This window comes from Massilia norwichensis (genome assembly GCF_024753245.1).
Lineage (GTDB): Bacteria > Pseudomonadota > Gammaproteobacteria > Burkholderiales > Burkholderiaceae_D > Telluria > Telluria norwichensis.
The window spans coordinates 61,244-79,991 of record NZ_JANUGX010000028.1; the positions used below are offsets into that span (position 1 = coordinate 61,244).

An 18,748-nucleotide genomic window follows, 5' to 3' on the forward strand; every position below is an offset into this window, starting at 1 on the left:
ATTCTAGCGGGGCGCCGGCCGGCGAAACTCACCAAGTGTCACGCCGAGCGCCCTCCTTCACACCATCACCGGTTCCGGCTCCAGCAAGACCCCGAAACGCTCCCGCACATCGGCCTGGATCGCCCGCGCCAGCGCCAGCACTTCCGCGCCGCTGGCGCCGCCATTGTTGACCAGCACCAGCGCCTGCTTCGGATAAACGCCGGCGCGGCCCAGGGCTTTCCCTTTCCAGCCGCACTGGTCGATCAGCCAGCCGGCCGCCAGTTTTTCAGTACCGTCCGGCTGCAGGTGATGCACCAGGTTCGGCCATTGTTCCAGCAGCCGCGCGCAATGCTCGCCGCTCACCACCGGGTTCTTGAAGAAGCTGCCGGCATTGCCGATCTCCGCGGGGTCGGGCAGCTTGCGGCGGCGGATCGCGATCACCGCATCGGCGACCTGGCGCGGCTGGGGCGCGGCGATGCCCTCGGCCTCGAGTTCGCGCGCCAGCTCGGCGTAGCGCAGGTTGGGGGTCCAGGCTTTCGGCAGCGCGAAGGTGACGTCGAGCACCGCCAGCTGGCGTCCGTCCTCGTGCTTGAACACGCTGTCGCGGTAGGCGAAGCGGCAGTCGGCGGCAGACATGGTGCGCGTGGCGCCGGTCGTGAAATCGAAGGCGGTGAGCGAATGGAACAGGTCCTTGACTTCGGCACCGTAGGCCCCGATGTTCTGAATCGGCGAGGCGCCCACCGTGCCCGGGATCAGCGACATGTTCTCCAGCCCGCCCAGGCCCTGCGCCAGGGTGAACTGCACGAATTCGTGCCAGTTCTCGCCGGCGCGGCCGCGCACCAGGACGGCATCGGCGGTTTCGCCGACGATCTCCTTGCCCATCAGCGCCATGTGCAGCACCAGCAGCTCGACTTCGTCGCGCGTGATCAGGAGGTTGCTGCCGCCGCCGAGTACCAGGCGCGGCAAGGCGGCAAGTGCGGGGTCGGCGGCCAGCGCCTGCAATTGCGCCGGGTCCTCGACGCGCAGGTAGCGCCGGGCGCGGGCGGGGATGCCGAAGGTGTTGAATTGCTGGAGGGAGATGTCGTGTGCGATGGGCAGTGCTTGCATGGCTGGGTCCGAAGTTGGCCCGGTGATTATAGAGGGAAACAGGCGCCTCGATGCCGGCGGTCCGTTACAATATCGCCATTCGTCACCATATAAAAAAAGGAACACACAATGCCATCGTTCGATGTGGTCTGCGAAGCAGACATGGTTGAAGTCAGGAACGCTGTCGACCAATCCAGCAAGGAAATCGAAACCCGCTTCGACTTCAAGGGCACCTCGGCCAAGGTCGAGCAGAAAGAAAAGGAAATCACCCTATACGGCGATTCCGACTTCCAGATCGGCCAAGTCAAGGACGTTCTGCTGAACAAGATGACCAAGCGTAAGGTCGACGTCCGCTTCCTGGACGAAGGCAAGATCGAAAAAATCGGCGGCGACAAGGTCAAGCAGGTGCTCAAGGTGCGCAACGGCATCGAGACCGAGGACGCCAAGAAGATCACCAAGATGATCAAGGAAAGCAAGATGAAGGTGCAGGCGTCGATCCAGGGCGAATCCGTGCGCGTGACCGGCAAGGACCGCGACACCCTGCAGGAAGCGATCGCCATGCTGCGCAAGGATGTGACCGATCTGCCCCTGGCGTTCAATAACTTCCGCGACTGAGGCGAGACCGCTTCGGCCGCCCCATTTACCGCACGACCGTGCGCTAAATGGGGCGCTTAACCCGCCTTCGCCTGGGGTAAAATGGCGGGCGAACAGTCTTGGTTGTTAAGGAATGCAATGAAACGAGTAGATGATTTCCGCCTGCGCTTGGGCAGCAAGGAATACGTGCCCATCATGATCGGCGGAATGGGGGTCGATATCTCGACGTCGGAACTGGCACTGGAGGCGGCGCGCCTCGGCGGCATCGGCCATATCTCCGATGCGATGGTGCCCGACGTTTCGGACCGCAAGTTCGATACGAGCTTCGTCAAGGAAAAAACCAAGCTCTACAAGTTCAACATCAACAACATGGACAAGTCGGTGGTCCAGTTCGACCTCGACCGCCTGGCCGAAGCGACCCGTCTGCATGTCGGCGCAACCATGGAAGCGAAGAAAGGCGATGGCCTGATCTTCGTGAACTGCATGGAAAAGCTGACCATGAACGCGCCCAAGGAAACGCTGCGCACCCGCCTGTCGGCCGCGCTCGACGCCGGCATCGACGGCATCACCATGTCGGCCGGCCTGCACCTCGGTTCGTTCGAACTCATCAAGGATCATCCGCGCTTCCGCGATGCCAAGCTGGGCATCATCGTGTCCTCGGTGCGCGCGCTGCAGCTGTTCCTGCGCAAGGTTTCGCGCCTGGACCGCCTGCCCGACTACATCGTCGTCGAAGGCCCGCTGGCCGGTGGCCACCTGGGCTTCGGCATCGACGACTGGCAGCAGTACGACCTGCACACGATCATGGACGAGATCCATGCCTTCATGCGCGCCGAGCACCTGAACATTCCGCTGATCGCCGCGGGCGGCATCTTCACCGGCAGCGATGCGGCCGGCTTCCTGGAAAAAGGCGCTGGCGGCGTGCAGGTGGCGACCCGCTTCACCGTGACCCACGAGTGCGGCCTGCCGGATGACGTCAAGCAGGAATACTTCCGCGCCAGCGAAGAGGACATCATCGTCAACGGCGTCTCGCCGACCGGCTACCCGATGCGCATGCTGAAGCAGACCCCGGCGATCGGCTCGGGCATCCGTCCCGGCTGCGAGTCCTACGGCTACCTGCTGGATGCCACCGGTAACTGTGCCTACATCAACTCGTACAACCGCGAGGTGCAGGCCAACCCGGGCTCGAAGGACATCAAGGTCTTCGACAAGACCTGCCTGTGCACGCACATGCGCAACTTCAACTGCTGGACCTGCGGTTCGACCACCTATCGTCTGAAGGACACGACCCACAAGCTGGCCGATGGCCGCTACCAGATCCTGTCGGCCGAGCACGTGTTCAAGGACTACCAGTTCAGCGTCGACAACCAGGTCGCCCTGCCGCCGCGCGAAGCGGATTCCGCCGCCGCCTGATACCCGAACGGAACGGTTCTCCCCAGGCGCTGTCCAACAGCGGTTGGCCTTGCATGGGGAGCCTGATGTTCGACACCGATCCGCCCGCCCGCGCCGTCTTCCTGACGGACGACGCGGGCAATATCACCACCTGGAACGCAGGTTCTGAAACGCTGTTCGGCATCCCTGCCGACGCTGCACTCGGCCGTCCCGTCACCAGCCTGTTCGTCGCCAGCGCGCGCGATGCCTGGACCGCCGGCTGGGCCGCCCTCGCCCAGCGCCCCGATGGCGCCCAGCTGAGCGCCGACCTGCACTGCGCCCACGGCCGCATCTTTTCCGCCACCCTCGCCATGGCGCCGCAATTCGATACCGCCGGCGGCCTGATCGGCTGCGCCGTGTCCGTCACCACCGAATTCGAACGCAACGCACCGGAATCGGCGCACGTGGCGCGCACGCCCTTGTCCAGCGTGGTCGACCTGTTTCCCGGCACCTTCTACGCCCTCAACCGCGATGGTCGCTTCGTGCTCTGGAACCGCAACCTGGAGCGCCTGACCGCCATGGCGCCGGACCAGCTGGCCGCCGCGCGCGCGGCCGACCTGCTCGACCTGGGCCAGCGCCCGCTGCTCAACGACGCCATCCGCCGCGTGTTCGACGAGGGCGCGGAAATGAAGCTGGAAGTCGACTTCGTGGCCAGCAACGGCAAGGAAATTCCGGTCCTGTTGCGCGGGGCGCAGGTGCGCTGCAACGGCGGCCATTACCTGTTCGGGGTCGGCATCGACATCGCCGAACGGCGCCAGCGCGAGGAACAGCTGCGCCTGCGCGAACGCGCGCTGCACGCAGCCAGCAACGGCATCGTGATCGCCCACAGCGACGGTCCCGACAGCCCGATCGAATACGTCAACCCGGCCTTCGAGCGCATCACCGGCTACAGCATGGCGGAAGTCATCGGCCGCGATCCGCGCTTCATGGCCGCCCCCGGCATGGACATGGTCGAGCGCAAGTTGCTGCACGAAGCGATCGCTGCCCAGCGCCCGGTCAACGTGGTGCTGCGCAACCTGCGCAAGAACGGCGAGCTGTTCTGGAACGACCTGAACATCACGCCGGTCCACGACGAACAGGGCAAGGTGACCCACTTCATCGGCGTGATCAACGACGTCACCGCATCGATGCTGCGCACCGCCCACCTCGAGCACGAGGTCAACCACGATCCCCTCACCGGCCTGGCCAACCGCAACCTGCTGTGGGACCGGCTGGAGCAGGCGCTGCACATGGCGCAGCGTCAGAAGTCGCTGGTGGCGACCGTGCTGATCGACCTGAACAACTTCAAGACCATCAACGATACCCTGGGCCACGAGGCCGGCGACGTGGTGTTGAAGGTGGTCGCGCGGCGCCTGCAGGCCTCGGTGCGCGACAGCGACACGGTGGCGCGCATGTCCGGCGACGAGTTCGTGCTGGTGCTGGCCAACCAGCCTTCGCTGTGCTTCACGCTGCGCATGGTCGAGCGCCTGCGCCAGAGCTTCGCGATTCCCGTGTCCTTCAACGGCCGCGAGATCCCGGTCGGCGCCAGCGTCGGCGTGGCGCTCTATCCGCACGACGGCATCACCGCCACCGAGCTGGTGCGCGCGGCCGACGTCGCGATGTACCACGGCAAGGGCAATGGCCACAACGACGTGCATTTCTTCTCGGCCGATATGCGCTCGAGCAACGATGCCAAGCGCAAGATCGAGGAAGACCTGCAGCACGCGCTCGAGAACGACGAGCTGTTCCTGCTCTACCAGCCGCGCATCTCGCTGCGCAGCGGCCAGATAATGGGTTTCGAGGCCCTGCTGCGCTGGCGCCACCCCGAGCAGGGCGTGCTGCCGCCCGCCCGCTTCCTGACCGAGGCCGAGGAAAACGGCGTCATCGTGCCGATCGGCCGGCGCGTGCTGGACCATGCCTGCGCCTTTGCCGCGCAGTTGCGCCAGACCGGGGGGCAAGGCGTGGGAGCGTCCGCCGTGCCGGTCACCGTCAACGTGTCCTACCGCGAATACAGCCAGGCCGATTTCATCGACAACCTGTCCGCCCTGCTGGCGCGCCATGCGCTGCCGGCCGACAGCCTGCAGCTCGACCTGCCCATCGACGGCCTGCTGCGCAACCCCGGGCTGGGACGCGACCTGTCGCGGCAGTTGCGCGAGCTCGGCGTGTGCGTGTCGGTGGACGGTTTTGGCGCCGGCCTGTGCGACCTCGCTTATCTGCAGCAGCTCGAAGCCGGCCAGGTCAAGCTGTCGCGCCATACTGTGCACGGCATCGCCGATGGCACCGGCAGCCTCGTGAAAAGCTTGATCGACATCGGGCACAACCTGAACATGGAGGTGGTCGGCGAGGCCGTGGAGACGCGGCCGCAGGTGGAATTCCTGAAGTCGCATGGCTGCGACCAGTTGCAGGGGATCTGGTTCAGTGAGCCGCTCGCTGCGGAAGCGGCCCAGCAGATGCTCAAGACCCATCAACCGGCCTGACCCGCCAAGGACGTCGTTCCCGCGCTCACCACGTCGCTCCCGCACTCACCACGTCGTTCCCGCGCTCACCACGTCGCTCCCGCACTCACCACGTCGTTCCCGCGCAGGCGGGAACCCAAGTTTGCTTGCGTTACGACGGCTCACGCAGCCCTTGGATCCCCGCCTGCGCGGGGATGACGGCGTATCTGCTAGCCTTCGGACGTGATCCGCTGAATCAAGGCTCCCAGCACATCCTCGGCCATCTCGTTCGACACCTGGCAAGTCCCCGCATTCTCGTGCCCGCCACCGCCGTATTCCAGCATCAGCGCGCCGATGTTCGTTTTCGACGTGCGGTTCAGGATCGACTTGCCGGTGGCGAACACGGTGTTCTGGTTCTTCAGGCCCCACAGCACGTGAATCGAGATGTTCGTTTCCGGGAACAGCGCGTAGATCAGGAAGCGGTTGCCGGCAAAAATGGTCTTTTCTTCGCGCAGGTCGAGCACGACCAGGTTCTTGTGCAGCTTCGCGCAGCGGCGGATCTGCTGCTTGCACAGCTCGTTGTGCTCCATGTACAGGGCGCTGCGCTCCCGCACGTCGGGCAGCCCCATGATCTGCTCGATGCCGAGGGTGCGGCAGTGCTGGATGAGGTCCATCATCAGCTGGTAGTTGGAGATGCGGAAGTCGTGGAAGCGGCCCAGGCCGGTGCGCGCGTCCATCAGGAAGTTCAGCAGGTTCCAGCCGCTCGGGTCGAGCACCTCGGCGCGCGAAAAACGTGCGGCGTCGGCCTTGTCGACGGCGTCCATCATGTCGCGCCAGGCGCTCGGGAACACGCGCGCGCCGCCGTAGTAGTCGTAGACGACGCGGGCGGCCGAGGGCGCCCGCGGATCGATCACGTGGTTCTCGCGGCGTCCGCTGTTGCGGATGGTTTCGGACAGATGGTGGTCGAAGGCCAGGTGCGCCCCCGCCACGTAAGGCAGGTTGGTGGTGATGTCGCGCTGGTTGATGGCGATCTTACCGTCCTGCATGTCCTTCGGGTGGACGAACAGGATATCGTCGATCAGGTCCAGGTGCTTGAGCAGGACGGCGCAGACCAGGCCGTCGAAGTCGCTGCGGGTAACGAGGCGGTAGCGTTGTGGAACGGCAGACATTAGCAAACCCTTTCATTGCAGGAAGAACGAATCGTGGGCTGGCGCAGCCAGGGCGTCGGTCCATCATACCTTGCATTTTTGTATCTTTCCAAGCCGCATTTTTACCACGCAGCCCGCTGCCATCCATTCCCCTGTTCCTGCAGGCTGTCGCATTCCCCTGGCAATCCGGGCGACCAGGAATTAAAGTTGCAACATCCCAACAGCGATGCTGGGAATGAGAACGGGTTTTCCGCTGCCTGCCCCTGTAGCGGTTACACTCGCCGATTAATTGTAGAAAATGCACTCCATGCAGACCCGGCGTACGACCCAGCAATCCTTTTCCAACACCCTGTCGCGGCTCTACCACGCGTTCGACGCGGTCGCGACCTGGGTGACGCGCCTGTCGTGGTGGAAGTTTTTCCTGTTCGCCGCATTGATGCTGATCGCCGGCCAGATCCTGCAGGACGAGCTGTTCTCGGGCGGCGAGGAAGATCCGGTGCGCACCGAACGCAGCGCCCGCAAGTCGGAGCCGGCGATCATGATCGACGACAGCGGCATCCGCATCAGTCCACGCGGCAAGCGCCGCGGCAACGACGAAGACGCCGAGGCCCAGAAGGCGGCCGAAGCGGCAGCGGCCGCGATCTCTGCGAATGCCCTGAAGGAAGCCGAAAAGGCCGGCAAGAACGCCGATGCGGCGCAGAAGAATGCCGAGGAAGCGGCAAAGAACGCCGCCGACACCGTACCGCCGACGCCGCCGACGCCACCCATCCCCGCCGCCAGCGACAAGCCGCTCGGCGCCAAACTGGTGCGCGGCACGAACGGCGGCGAAGTCCATATCGACCTGCCGCCGCAGATCGGCGAGGAATTGTCCGACGCCATCGAAGCGGCCGTCGACGATGCCGCCGAAGCCAAGGCGCGCAGCTATCACAAGCAGGCCTCGACCTGGTTCACCAGCTTCGTCTGGCTGCTGGTGCTGGCCCTGTTCGGCACCAAGGCCCTGATGAGCGGCAAGAAGCGCGCGGAAGCCGAGATGCAGAGCGCCACCGCCGCGGCCGAGCGCGAATCCATGCAGCGCCAGCTGTCGGAAGCCCGGATGGCGGCCATGCAGGCCCAGGTCGAGCCGCACTTCCTGTTCAACACCCTGGCCTCGGTCGAGCACCTGATCGAGACCGACCCGCCGCGCGCCTCGGCCATGCAGCGCACCCTGATCCAGTACCTGCGCGCCGTGATTCCGCAGATGCGCGACGCCAACCTGACCACCAGCCTCGGCCGTGAAGTCGACATGGTCACCTCCTACCTCGACCTGCTCAAGATGCGCATGGAAGAGCGTTTGACGGTCGACCTGCAGGTGCCGGATGGCCTGCGCAGCGCGGCCTTCCCGCCGATGATGCTGCAGTCGATGGTCGAGAACGCGATCAAGCACGGCCTGGAGTGCAAGCCCGACGGCGGCCACCTGGAAGTGCGGGCCGAGATCGTCGACAGCAAGCTGCGCGTGACGGTGGCCGACAATGGCGTCGGCTTCGGCGTCATGCCGAGCAAGGGCACCGGCCTGGGCCTGTCGAACATCCGCGAGCGCCTGAAGCTGCTGCACGGCGAGGCCGGCCAGTTGCACATTGCCGCGAATGTGCCGAGCGGCGTGATCGCGACCATCGAGGTGCCCTATCAGTTGGCATCAAAATGATTGCCTGACACGGCTTTTCATTGAATAATTGTCACTCTTCCTTTACTTGTCCTGCCATGCCTACCGCAATCATTGCCGACGACGAAAGACTGATGCGCGACCTGCTCCGTACCCGCCTGTCCCAGGTGTGGCCGGAACTGGAGATCGTCGGCGAGGCCAAGAACGGCGATGAAGCCGTGCAGCTGGTCTCGGCCTTGAAACCCGACCTCACCTTCCTCGATATCCGCATGCCGGGCAAGACCGGCATGGAAGCGGCGCGCGACATCGGCGACGCCAGCCAGGTCGTGTTCGTGACCGCCTACGACCAGTACGCGGTGGAGGCCTTCGAGCGCGGTGCGGTCGACTACGTGCTGAAACCGCCGGAGCCGGAGCGCCTGAAGATCACGGTCGAGCGCCTGAAGGAACGTCTGGCGGCACCGGCCAGCACGGGCGCCACGGCCAGCGCCAACGTCAGCGATACCGTCACCGCCATGCTGTCGCAGCTGGCCGAGAAGATCGCCGCGCCCAAGCCGAAATACCTGCAATGGATCCAGGCCAGCATCGGCCAGGACCTGCGCATGATTCCGGTGGAAGAAATCCTGTTCTTCCGCTCGGACGAAAAATACACCTGCGTACAGACCGACAAGTTCGAGGCCCTGATCAGGAAGCCGGTGCGCGACCTGGCCGAGGAACTCGATCCTTCGCTGTTCTGGCAGATCCACCGCGCGACCCTGGTCAACGTCAACGCCATCGAAGGCGTGACGCGCGACATCCGCGGCCGCCACCTGGTCCTGATCAAGGGCCGCCCCGACAAGCTGGAAGTCAGCCGCAGCTTCCTGCATTTGTTCAAGCAGATGTAAATCAAGCCGTCACGGAGCGCTGCCGTTTAAGGTAGATGCCGGGCCCGCGTTTGCGGGCCGCTTTTTACACGCATCCATGAACCGACAGCGCCTTCGCTCGACCGCCTGGACCGCGACCGTTCTCCTGATCGGGCTCGCGGCCGGCCGCCGGCTGGGCCGCGCCCCAGCCAAGGACCTCGATACCGTGCCGGCCAGCCGCCAGATCGTCCACGACGCCCACGATGCCATCATTTCCGCCGACGGCAGCTACACCATCGTGATGGCCAACCCCGCCGCCGCCGCGCTGTTCGGCACCACGGTGGAAGGCATGATCGGCAGCCCGCTGGCGCGCTGGATCGAATCCGCCACCACCGGGCACGGACCCGACGAGATGCTCGACTACTTCCGCGCCGGCAGCGGTCGCGCCGGCCGCCGCGCCACCGATTACGCCGTCACCGGCCTGCGCGCCGACGGCGAACGCTTCCCCATCGAAGGCTCGATTTCGCGCGCCAACGAAGGCGCGCCCTTCTACACCGTGATCATGCGCGACGTCTCCGAACGCAAGCGCGTGCAGGACAAGCTGACGCGCTCGCACGACCAGCTGCGCCAACTATCCGCCGCGCTGCAGACCATCCGCGAGGAAGAACGCACCCACATCGCGCGCGAGCTGCACGACGACCTCGGCCAGATCCTGGCCTCGCTGCGCATGGACCTGACCCTGCTGCAGCAGACTGACGGCATGACCGCCGAGAGCCTGCGTCTGATGAACGGCATGGAGCAGAACCTCCTGACGGCCATCAGCTCGCTGCGCCGCATCGCCACCAACCTGCGCCCGCGCGCGCTCGATGAGGGCGGCCTGTATTTCGCCCTGCGCGGCCTTCGCGACGATTTCGTCGAGCGCTACGGCATCCCCACCACCCTGCTCGCCGACGAAGCCGAACTGCGCCTCGACGACAGCGCCAGCACCGCGATCTTCCGCATGATGCAGGAAGCGCTGACCAACATCGCGCGCCACGCCGAGGCCACGTCCGTCACCATGAACCTGTTCCGCTCGGACGGCGACCTCCTGATCACCATCCGCGACGACGGCCGCGGCATCCGTCCCGAAGACATGGAAAAAGCCGAGTCCCTGGGCCTGATCGGCATGCGCGAACGGGTCTGGGCCATGAACGGCGAGATCAGCATCACCTCCGACGAGCCGCCCGGCACCCGGATCGACATCGTGGTCCCGGTCAGCGGCCACATGGTCTGATCGTTTGGTAAAACCTCAATCTTTCATCCTGTCATCAAACCGACATATCTCTTCGATAAGATGCGACGCGTTTCGACCCGTTTCGTCATCTACTTGGAGAGTTCTGAATGCAAGCCAAACGCCTGGCAGCCGCACTGGTAGCCGTCACCCCGCTGTTCGCCGCCGCCCAGACCAACGTCACCCTGTACGGCATCATGGACGCCGCCGTTTCGTCGCAGGACGTCGGCGGCCCGGAAGGCCGCACCACCGTGATCAACTCGGGCAACCAGTCGAGCAGCCGCTTCGGCTTCCGCGGTACTGAAGACCTGGGCAATGGCCTGAAAGCCATGTTCAACCTGGAAGCAGGCGCTTCGATCGACACCGGCGCCGGCGACTCCGCCCTGTTCGGCCGCCGCGCCGTGGTCGGCCTCGAAGGCGGCTTCGGCAGCCTGACCCTGGGCCGCGAATACTCGCCGATCGCCGCCGTGGCCGCCGCCACCGACGCCTTCGGCCAGGGCTTCTACGGCAGCAACCTGTCGGCCTTCACCACCAACCGCCTGACCCGCCGCCTGTCGAACTCGGTCAACTACAAGAGCCCGTCGTGGAACGGCCTGAAGCTGCTGGCCGCCTACTCGGCCGGCGAAGTCACCGCCGCCAACACCCCGTCGGGCGACCTGAAGGGCGTGGGCGTCGAATACACGCTGGGCGGCCTGTACCTGGGCGCGGCCTACCACGTCGTCAACCGTCTGCCGGCCGACGAAGACAAGGAAACGGCCATCGGCGCGGCCTACAAGTTCGACCAGCTGGGCGGCTTCGAGATCAAGGCCAACTACATGGCCGCCGACCGCGAAGGCGCGACCAAGTACAAGCAGGCCAACCTGGGCGGTGCTATGCCCTTCGGCGCGCACCGCGTGTACGCCAACTACCAGCAGCAGAAACAGGGCAATGCCAAGGGCAACAGCTGGGCCCTGGCCTACACCTACTCGCTGTCGAAGCGCACCAACCTGTACGCGAGCTACGCCAGCCTGGACAACAACAACAGCGGCGTATTCGGCCTGACCTCGTCGTCGGTGACGATCGCGCCGGCCGCGACCGCGCTGGGCAAGGACCCGGACGTGTTCTCGCTGGGTATCCGCCACAGCTTCTAAGCACGGTCTGCTGAAAAGAAACGCGGCGCAGGAATTGCTTCCTGCGCCGCGTTTTTGTTCGTGATCGTGGGCACGTTCGTCATGCTTCGCATGACCCCACGCAGCCGTCACGTCATCATTTGAACTTGCAGGTCAACACCCAGAAATACTCCCAGCGCGCGACCCGGATCTCCTTCGCCGCATTCGACAGGCGCTTGCGCAGCGCGCTGTCGGTCGGGTAGCTCATCGGACGCTCGATCCGCTGGCCCTCTTCCGTGGTGACGATCTCGTAGGTGGTGCCGTCCGCATCGGTGCGCGCCACCGGATTGCTGAGGCCTTCGACGTAGACTTCGTCCACCAACACCAGCAGCGCATCCTTGCCAGCCGCCTTCTTCAGCTTCGCCAGGAAGCCGTCCTGCTCCGCGCGCTTCAGGCGCGACCAGCAGAACTCGGCGACCACCGCGCCACAGCCGGCGGCGCCGTCCGGGATCGCCGGCACCACGCCGTCATCACCGGTCAGGGTCAGCGTCTGCAGGCCGTCGGTCAGCTGCGCGACCTGTTCGCGCACATCGGCCAGGTCGGCGTCACGGTCCGACAAGCCTTCCCCGTCGTCCTCGTAATCCTCGTCCTCGTAGTCTTCGTAATCGTCGTGTTCTTCGTGATTCATGTTTACAGCTCGTAGTTGTCGGCGGTCCCGCGCATTGCCGACTCGACCATCTTGCGGTTGAGCGTAGGCGCGAGCAGCTCGATGAAAGTATAAATATAGCTGCGCAAATAAGCGCCCTGCTTCACCGCGACGCGCGAGACGTTCATGCCGAACAGCTGGCCGACGGGGATGGCGCGCAGGTTGCGGTCGCGTTCCGGGTCGAAGGCCATGCCGGCGATGATGCCCACGCCCATGCCCAGCTCGACATAGGTCTTGATGACATCGGCGTCGATCGCTTCCAGCAGCACGTCCGGCTTCAGATTGCGCAGTTCGAAGGCGTGGTCGATCTTGCTGCGGCCGGCGAAGGCGGCATCGTAGGTGATCAGCGGGTATCCCGCAATCTCTTCCAGCGAAATCGCCTTCGAGCGCGTCAGCGCGTGCTCGTGCGGCACCACCAGCACGTGCTCCCACTGGTAGCACGGCAGCGTGATCAGGCCGTCGACGGCGGCGATCGATTCGGTGGCGATGGCGAGGTCGGCCTGGTCGTTCTTGACCATGTCGGCGATCTGGCGCGGATTGCCCTGTAATAGCGACAACCTCACCTTCGGGAAGCGGGTCATGAAGGCCTGCACCACCTTCGGCAGCATGTAGCGCGCCTGGGTGTGGGTGGTGGCGATGGTGAAGCTGCCGCTGTCCTGGGCTGCGTATTCCTTGCCGATCCGCTTGAGGCTGTCGATCTCCTGCATGATCAGCTCGACGGATTCCAGCACCAGCCGGCCCGGCTCGGTCAGGCCGCGGATGCGCTTGCCATGGCGGGTAAAGATGTCGACGCCAAGCTCTTCCTCGAGCTCGATGATGGCCTTTGACACGCCCGGCTGCGAGGTAAACAGCGCCTTGGCGGCATCGGTCAGATTGAAGTTCTGGCGGACCGCTTCGCGGACGAAGCGTAGTTGGTGTAGGTTCATTGGCACATTTTACAAGCTAGCTTATACCTCGGGCTCATATAAGCAAATAAATTCTCAGTAGTTTGGAATAAGCCGCCATTTTATTAATATTCCGCATAGTCTACCGGGGAGTGTCGAAATCATGTTGTTAGGCAACATTCATGATCCACGACAGTCTCAGGGTCGTTCGAAACCGTAGCGAGCGGCGGCAATTTTGGCTGAGAAGCGCAGCTGTACTTACGGTACAGCCGGTCCGCCGTAGCGGAGCATCGCAAGCCAAAAGTGCAACGCGCAGTAGGTTTCGGACGATCCCACCACACCAGGATCCGAACCATGTACCGTTACGACCAATACGACCATCTCATCGTACGCGAGCGCATCGCCCAATACCGCGACCAGGTGCAGCGCCGCCTCAACGACGAGCTGACAGAAGAAGAATTCCTGCCGCTGCGCCTGCAGAACGGCCTGTACATGCAACGCCATGCCTACATGCTGCGCATCGCCGTGCCTTACGGCCTGCTGTCGACCAAGCAGCTGCGCATGTTCGCGCACATTGCGCGCACCTACGACCGCGGCTACGGCCACTTCACGACGCGCCAGAACATCCAGTTCAACTGGATCGAGCTGGAGCAGACGCCGGACATCCTGACTGACCTGGCCTCGGTGGAAATGCATGCGATCCAGACCTCGGGCAATTGCATCCGCAACACCACGACCGACGAGTTCGCCGGCGTCGCGGCCGACGAGATCGTCGATCCGCGCCCGTTCTGCGAGCTCATCCGCCAGTGGAGCACCTTCCACCCCGAGTTCATCGCCCTGCCCCGCAAGTTCAAGATCGCCGTCAACGGCGCCGTCGAGGACCGCGCGGCCATCGCCGTGCACGACATCGGCCTGACCGCGGTGCGCAACGAGGCCGGTGAAGTCGGCTTCAAGTTCATGGTTGGCGGCGGCCTCGGCCGTACGCCGATCATCGGCAGCGTGATCAACGAATTCGTGCCCTGGCAGCACCTGCTGACCTACACGGAAGCCGTCATGCGCGTGTACAACCAGTTCGGCCGCCGCGACAACAAGTACAAGGCCCGCATCAAGATCCTGGTGAAAGCCACCGGTCCGGAAGAATTCGCGCGCCTGGTCGAGCAGGAATTCGCCGACCTCAAGGATGGTCCGGAAACCCTGACCCGCGAGGAGGTCGAGCGCGTCGCCGCCTACTTCAACCCGCCGCCGTATGCGACGCTGGAAAACGTCGACCCGCGTGCCGGCCATGAAAACGATAAAGCTTTCGCCAACTGGCTGCAGCGCAACGTCAAGCCGCACAAGATGGCGGGCTATGCCTCGGTCGTGCTGTCGCTGAAGAAGACCGGCGTGCCGCCGGGCGATGCCACCGCCGAGCAGATGGATTTCGTGGCCGACCTGGCCGACCGCTACAGCTTCGGCGAACTGCGTGTGACCCACGAGCAGAACCTGGTGCTGGCCGACGTCGAGCAAGCCAAACTGTTCGAAGTCTGGCAGCTGGCGAAATCGAAAGGCCTGGCAACGCCGAACATCGGCCTGCTGACCGACATCATCTCCTGCCCGGGCGGCGACTATTGCTCGCTGGCGAACGCGAAATCGATCCCGATCGCCGCTGCCATCGCCCAGCGCTTCGACGACATCGACTACCAGCACGACATCGGCGACATCGAACTGAACATCTCCGGCTGCATCAACGCCTGCGGCCACCACCACGTCGGCCACATCGGCGTGCTGGGAGTCGACAAGGATGGCGCCGAGTGGTACCAGGTGTCGATCGGCGGCGCGCAGGGCAACCAGTCCGCGCTCGGCAAGATCATCGGCCCCTCGTTCTCGGCCTCGCAGATGCCGGAAGTGGTGCAGCGCCTGCTCGACGTCTACCTGCGCGAGCGCGCCGACGGCGAACGCTTCGTCGACGTCGTCCAGCGCCTCGGCATCGCCCCATTCAAGGAACATGTGTATGCCACGCCGATTCCGACCGGCGAACTGGCTGTCGGAGAAGACCAATATGCCTAATATTCAACAACACGCCCAGATCATCAAGGGCCGCGAAGTCGTCGCCGACGACTGGTCGGTGCTGCGCCTCGAGGAAGCTGAGGCGGCGGACAGCGTCGCCGTCCCGGCCGGCAAAGTCATCCTGCCCCTGAGCGTGTGGCAGGCGCAGCGCGAGACCCTGCTGGGCCGCGCCGGCGCCGGCGAGATCGGCGTCTGGTTCGCCGCCGACGAGCTGGCGGCCAGTGCCAAGGACGACCTCGGCAAGTTCGCGGTGGTCGCCGTCGACTTCCCGAAATTCAGCGATGGCCGCGGCTATTCGATCGCCTTCAACCTGCGCAAGCGCCTGGGCTATACCGGCGAGCTGCGCGCCATCGGCGATGTGCTGCGCGACCAGCTGTTCCAGATGCAGCGCTGCGGCTTCGACGCCTATGCGACGCGCCAGGACCGCAGCATCCAGGATGCGCTGAAGGGCCTGACCGTGTTCTCCGAAACCTACCAGGCCTCGACCGACCAACCGCTGCCGCTGTTCCGCCGCCACCAGCGCGACGTGCCGCTGGAGCACAGCGACATCGGCGCCGGCATCTGAGGCACAAGGAAGAAACCATGAGCGACCTGCACGCACGTGTCGAAGAAACCCGCGGCATATTGGCCCGCATCGCGCGCGACTTTTCGCCGGCCGTGTTCGCGTCCAGCCTGGCCGCCGAGGACATGGTCCTGACCGACCTGATCCTCAAGGCCGGTCTGCCGATCGGCATCTTTTCGCTGGAAACCGGCCGCCTGCACAAGGAAACCCTGGAAGTGCTGGACAAGGTGCGCGACCACTATGGCGTCGAGATCGCGCTGTTCCGGCCGCAACCGGCACTGGTCGAGGAATACGTCGGCAAGAACGGCCTGAACGCCTTCTACGACAGCGTCGAGATGCGCAAGGAATGCTGCCGCGTGCGCAAGGTCGAGCCGCTCGGCCGTGCGCTGGCGGGCAAGAAAGCCTGGATCACCGGCCAGCGCCGCGCCCAGTCGACCACCCGTGCCGAACTGGCCGTGCAGGAAGACGACGCGGCCCACGGCATGGCCAAGTTCAACCCGCTGGCCGACTGGTCCGAGCAGGATGTATGGCAATATATCCGCGATAACAACGTGCCCTACAACAGCCTGCACGAGCGCGGCTATCCCTCGATCGGTTGCGAGCCCTGCACCCGCGCCATCCAGCCGGGCGAGGACATCCGTGCCGGCCGCTGGTGGTGGGAAAACCCGGAGTCCAAGGAATGCGGACTGCACCTGGTTGACGGCAAACTCATCCGTATCAAGTCCGTGGCTGCCTGAGCGGCCGGGGACGAACACAAGACATTGACAGGCACAGCCATCATGACGACTTTTAGCGACACCCCAGGCGTACTCGGCGACGTGAATTCCCGCCACCTCGACGCCCTCGAATCGGAAGCGATCCACATCCTGCGCGAAGTGGCGGCCGAGTGCACGAATCCGGCCCTGCTGTTCTCGGGCGGCAAGGACTCCGTCGTGCTGCTGCGCCTCGCCGAAAAGGCCTTCCGCCCGGGTAAATTCCCCTTCCCGCTGGTGCACATCGACACCGGCCACAACTTCGACGAAGTGATCGCCTTCCGCGACGCCCGCGTGGCCGAGCTGGGCGAGCGCCTGATCGTCGGCTCGGTCGAAGACTCGATCAAAAAGGGCACGGTGCGCCTGCGCAATCCGGCCACCGATTCGCGCAACGCGGCCCAGGCCGTGACGCTGCTGGAAACCATCGCCGAGCACGGCTTCGACGCCTGCATCGGCGGCGCCCGCCGCGACGAAGAAAAGGCGCGCGCCAAGGAGCGCATCTTCTCCTTCCGCGACGAATTCGGCCAGTGGGACCCGAAGGCCCAGCGCCCGGAACTGTGGGACCTGTATAACACCCGCGTCCACCCGGGCGAGAACATGCGTGTGTTCCCGATCTCGAACTGGACCGAGCTCGACGTCTGGCAATACATCGCCCGCGAAAAGCTGGCCCTGCCGCCGATCTACTACGCGCACCAGCGCCAGGTGATCCCGCGCAACGGCCTGCTGGTGCCGCTGACCCCGCTGACCCCGGCGCGCGAAGGCGAGACCGTCGAGACCCAGACCGTGCGCTTCCGTACCGTCGGCGACATCTCATGCACCTGCCCGGTGAGCTCGACCGCATCGACGCCGCTCGAAATCATCGCCGAAACCGCGATCACCCAGATCACCGAGCGCGGCGCGACCCGCATGGACGACCAGACCTCGGAAGCGTCGATGGAAAAACGCAAGAAGCAAGGATATTTCTGATGAACGCCGTGACTGCCGATATGAAAACTGAGTTGAACCACGCCGCCGACCAATCGGGCCAGGCCAGCCTGCTGCGCTTCATCACCGCCGGCTCCGTCGACGACGGCAAGAGCACCCTGATCGGCCGCCTGCTGTACGACAGCAAGGGCATCTTCGCGGACCAACTGGCGGCGGTGTCGCGCTCGAAGCACAAGCGCACCGTGGGCGATACCATCGACCTCTCGCTGCTGACCGACGGCCTCGAAGCCGAGCGCGAACAGGGCATCACGATCGACGTCGCCTACCGCTATTTCGCAACGCCGAAGCGCAAGTTCATCATCGCCGATACGCCGGGCCACGAGCAGTACACCCGCAACATGGTGACCGGCGCCTCGACCGCCGATGCGGTGATCATCCTGGTCGACGTCTCGAAAGTGAAACTCGGCGACGACGGCTCGGTCGAGCTGCTGACGCAAACCAAGCGCCACTCGACGATTGCCAAACTGCTGCAGATCGAGCACGTGATCGTGGCCGTCAACAAGATGGACCTGGTGCACTACGACCGCAATGTGTACGACCGCATCGTTGGCGCCTACACCGAATTCGCGAACAGCCTGGGCCTGAAGGACATCACCGCGATTCCGCTGTCGGCGCTGGAAGGCAGCAATGTGGTCGAGCGCGGCGACAACATGCCCTGGTACGAAGGCCCGACCCTGATCGAGCTGCTGGAATCGATCAGCGTCTACGACGAAACCCACGACGCGCCCTTCCGCTTCCCGGTGCAGCTGGTGGCCCGCCACAACGGCCACGAGGCGAACGACTTCCGCGGCTACATGGGCCGTATCGAATCGGGCAAGGTAACGGTGGGCGACAAGCTGGTGGTGCAGCCGTCCGGCGTCGAAGCCACGGTCAAGGAGATCCAGACCTTCGACGGCGCCCTGCAGACCGCGGTGGCCGGCCAGTCGGTCACCCTGCTGCTGAACGAATACGTCGACGTCTCGCGCGGCGACGTGCTGGCCGGGGCCGCGCATCCTGCCACCCTGCTCAAGCAGGTCGAGGCCGACGTCTGCTGGATGGCCGACGAGCCGCTGGACCTGCGCCGCAAGTACTGGCTCAAGCACGGCACCCGCCAGACCATGGCCAAGGTGAAGGCGATCGAAAACATCCTCGACGTGAACACCCAGCAGCGCCATGCTGCCAAGGGCCTGAAGCTGAACGACATCGCCCGCATCGAGCTGGCCGTGCAGCAGCCGCTGGCCGCCGACGCCTATGAGGACATCCGCGCGACCGGGGCCTTCATCCTGATCGATGAAGTGACCCACCAGACGGTGGCAGCGGGTATGATTCGCCTGGGTGAATAACTACCAC

General features: G+C 64.7%; 16 protein-coding genes. 12 read left to right on the top strand and 4 right to left on the bottom strand.

The features are described from left to right. Nucleotides 1-57: 57 nt before the first annotated feature. Complete coding sequence (murB, locus tag NX782_RS20510) at nt 58-1,086, bottom strand: UDP-N-acetylmuramate dehydrogenase (protein WP_258847340.1); 1,029 nt, start codon at nt 1,084-1,086, stop codon at nt 58-60. Nucleotides 1,087-1,194: 108 nt separating this feature from the next. Here murB and NX782_RS20515 point away from each other — a divergent pair, with 108 nt between their 5' ends. The 3 genes from NX782_RS20515 (at nt 1,195) to NX782_RS20525 (ending at nt 5,543) form a co-directional block, all read left to right on the top strand. Next, nucleotides 1,195-1,680, top strand: a complete 486-nt coding sequence (locus NX782_RS20515) for a YajQ family cyclic di-GMP-binding protein (RefSeq protein WP_258847341.1) — start codon at nt 1,195-1,197, stop codon at nt 1,678-1,680. A 117-nt stretch (nt 1,681-1,797) separates the two neighbouring features. Continuing rightward, the gene (locus NX782_RS20520) at nt 1,798-3,069 is read left to right on the top strand and encodes a nitronate monooxygenase (RefSeq protein WP_258847342.1); all 1,272 of its coding nucleotides are present in this window, start codon (nt 1,798-1,800) and stop codon (nt 3,067-3,069) included. Between the two features lie 65 nt (nt 3,070-3,134). Then, nucleotides 3,135-5,543, top strand: a complete 2,409-nt coding sequence (locus NX782_RS20525; RefSeq protein WP_258847343.1) for a sensor domain-containing protein — start codon at nt 3,135-3,137, stop codon at nt 5,541-5,543. 188 nt (nt 5,544-5,731) lie between these two features. Here the strand turns inward: NX782_RS20525 and NX782_RS20530 are convergent, their stop codons facing one another. Next, a complete protein-coding gene (locus NX782_RS20530; RefSeq protein ID WP_258847344.1) occupies nt 5,732-6,670 on the bottom strand; it encodes an exopolyphosphatase in 939 nt (312 codons plus the stop codon). A gap of 286 nt (nt 6,671-6,956) precedes the next feature. Between NX782_RS20530 and NX782_RS20535 the strand changes: the two genes are divergently transcribed. The 4 genes from NX782_RS20535 to NX782_RS20550 all read left to right on the top strand — a co-directional run bounded on the left by NX782_RS20535 (nt 6,957) and on the right by NX782_RS20550 (nt 11,527). Next, nucleotides 6,957-8,330, top strand: coding sequence for a sensor histidine kinase (locus NX782_RS20535; protein ID WP_258847345.1), 1,374 nt, complete (start codon nt 6,957-6,959; stop codon nt 8,328-8,330). Between the two features lie 56 nt (nt 8,331-8,386). Then, a complete protein-coding gene (locus tag NX782_RS20540; protein ID WP_258847346.1) occupies nt 8,387-9,169 on the top strand; it encodes a LytR/AlgR family response regulator transcription factor in 783 nt (260 codons plus the stop codon). Between the two features lie 76 nt (nt 9,170-9,245). Then, complete coding sequence (locus NX782_RS20545) at nt 9,246-10,400, top strand: PAS domain-containing sensor histidine kinase (RefSeq protein WP_258847347.1); 1,155 nt, start codon at nt 9,246-9,248, stop codon at nt 10,398-10,400. 107 nt (nt 10,401-10,507) lie between these two features. Continuing rightward, entirely contained in the window at nt 10,508-11,527 is a 1,020-nt protein-coding gene (locus tag NX782_RS20550) for a porin (protein WP_258847348.1), read from the top strand. Nucleotides 11,528-11,642: 115 nt separating this feature from the next. Here the strand turns inward: NX782_RS20550 and NX782_RS20555 are convergent, their stop codons facing one another. Both NX782_RS20555 and NX782_RS20560 read right to left on the bottom strand, forming a co-directional pair. Next, nucleotides 11,643-12,173 (bottom strand): hypothetical protein, encoded by a 531-nt coding sequence (locus NX782_RS20555; protein WP_258847349.1) that lies wholly within the window; start codon nt 12,171-12,173, stop codon nt 11,643-11,645. A 2-nt stretch (nt 12,174-12,175) separates the two neighbouring features. Next, entirely contained in the window at nt 12,176-13,117 is a 942-nt protein-coding gene (locus NX782_RS20560; RefSeq protein WP_258847350.1) for a CysB family HTH-type transcriptional regulator, read from the bottom strand. Between the two features lie 312 nt (nt 13,118-13,429). Here NX782_RS20560 and NX782_RS20565 point away from each other — a divergent pair, with 312 nt between their 5' ends. The 5 genes from NX782_RS20565 to NX782_RS20585 are packed head-to-tail and all read left to right on the top strand — an operon-like array spanning nt 13,430 to nt 18,741. Beyond that, nucleotides 13,430-15,121 (top strand): nitrite/sulfite reductase, encoded by a 1,692-nt coding sequence (locus NX782_RS20565; RefSeq protein WP_258847351.1) that lies wholly within the window; start codon nt 13,430-13,432, stop codon nt 15,119-15,121. Beyond that, nucleotides 15,114-15,686, top strand: coding sequence for a DUF934 domain-containing protein (locus NX782_RS20570; protein ID WP_258847352.1), 573 nt, complete (start codon nt 15,114-15,116; stop codon nt 15,684-15,686). Before NX782_RS20565 ends, NX782_RS20570 begins: the two co-directional genes overlap by 8 nt. A gap of 17 nt (nt 15,687-15,703) precedes the next feature. Further along, a complete protein-coding gene (locus NX782_RS20575; RefSeq protein WP_258847353.1) occupies nt 15,704-16,420 on the top strand; it encodes a phosphoadenylyl-sulfate reductase in 717 nt (238 codons plus the stop codon). 42 nt (nt 16,421-16,462) lie between these two features. Next, the gene (gene cysD, locus NX782_RS20580; RefSeq protein WP_258847354.1) at nt 16,463-17,401 is read left to right on the top strand and encodes a sulfate adenylyltransferase subunit CysD; all 939 of its coding nucleotides are present in this window, start codon (nt 16,463-16,465) and stop codon (nt 17,399-17,401) included. Beyond that, nucleotides 17,401-18,741 (top strand): sulfate adenylyltransferase subunit 1, encoded by a 1,341-nt coding sequence (locus tag NX782_RS20585; RefSeq protein WP_258847355.1) that lies wholly within the window; start codon nt 17,401-17,403, stop codon nt 18,739-18,741. Before cysD ends, NX782_RS20585 begins: the two co-directional genes overlap by 1 nt. The last annotated feature ends 7 nt before the right edge of the window (nt 18,742-18,748 follow it).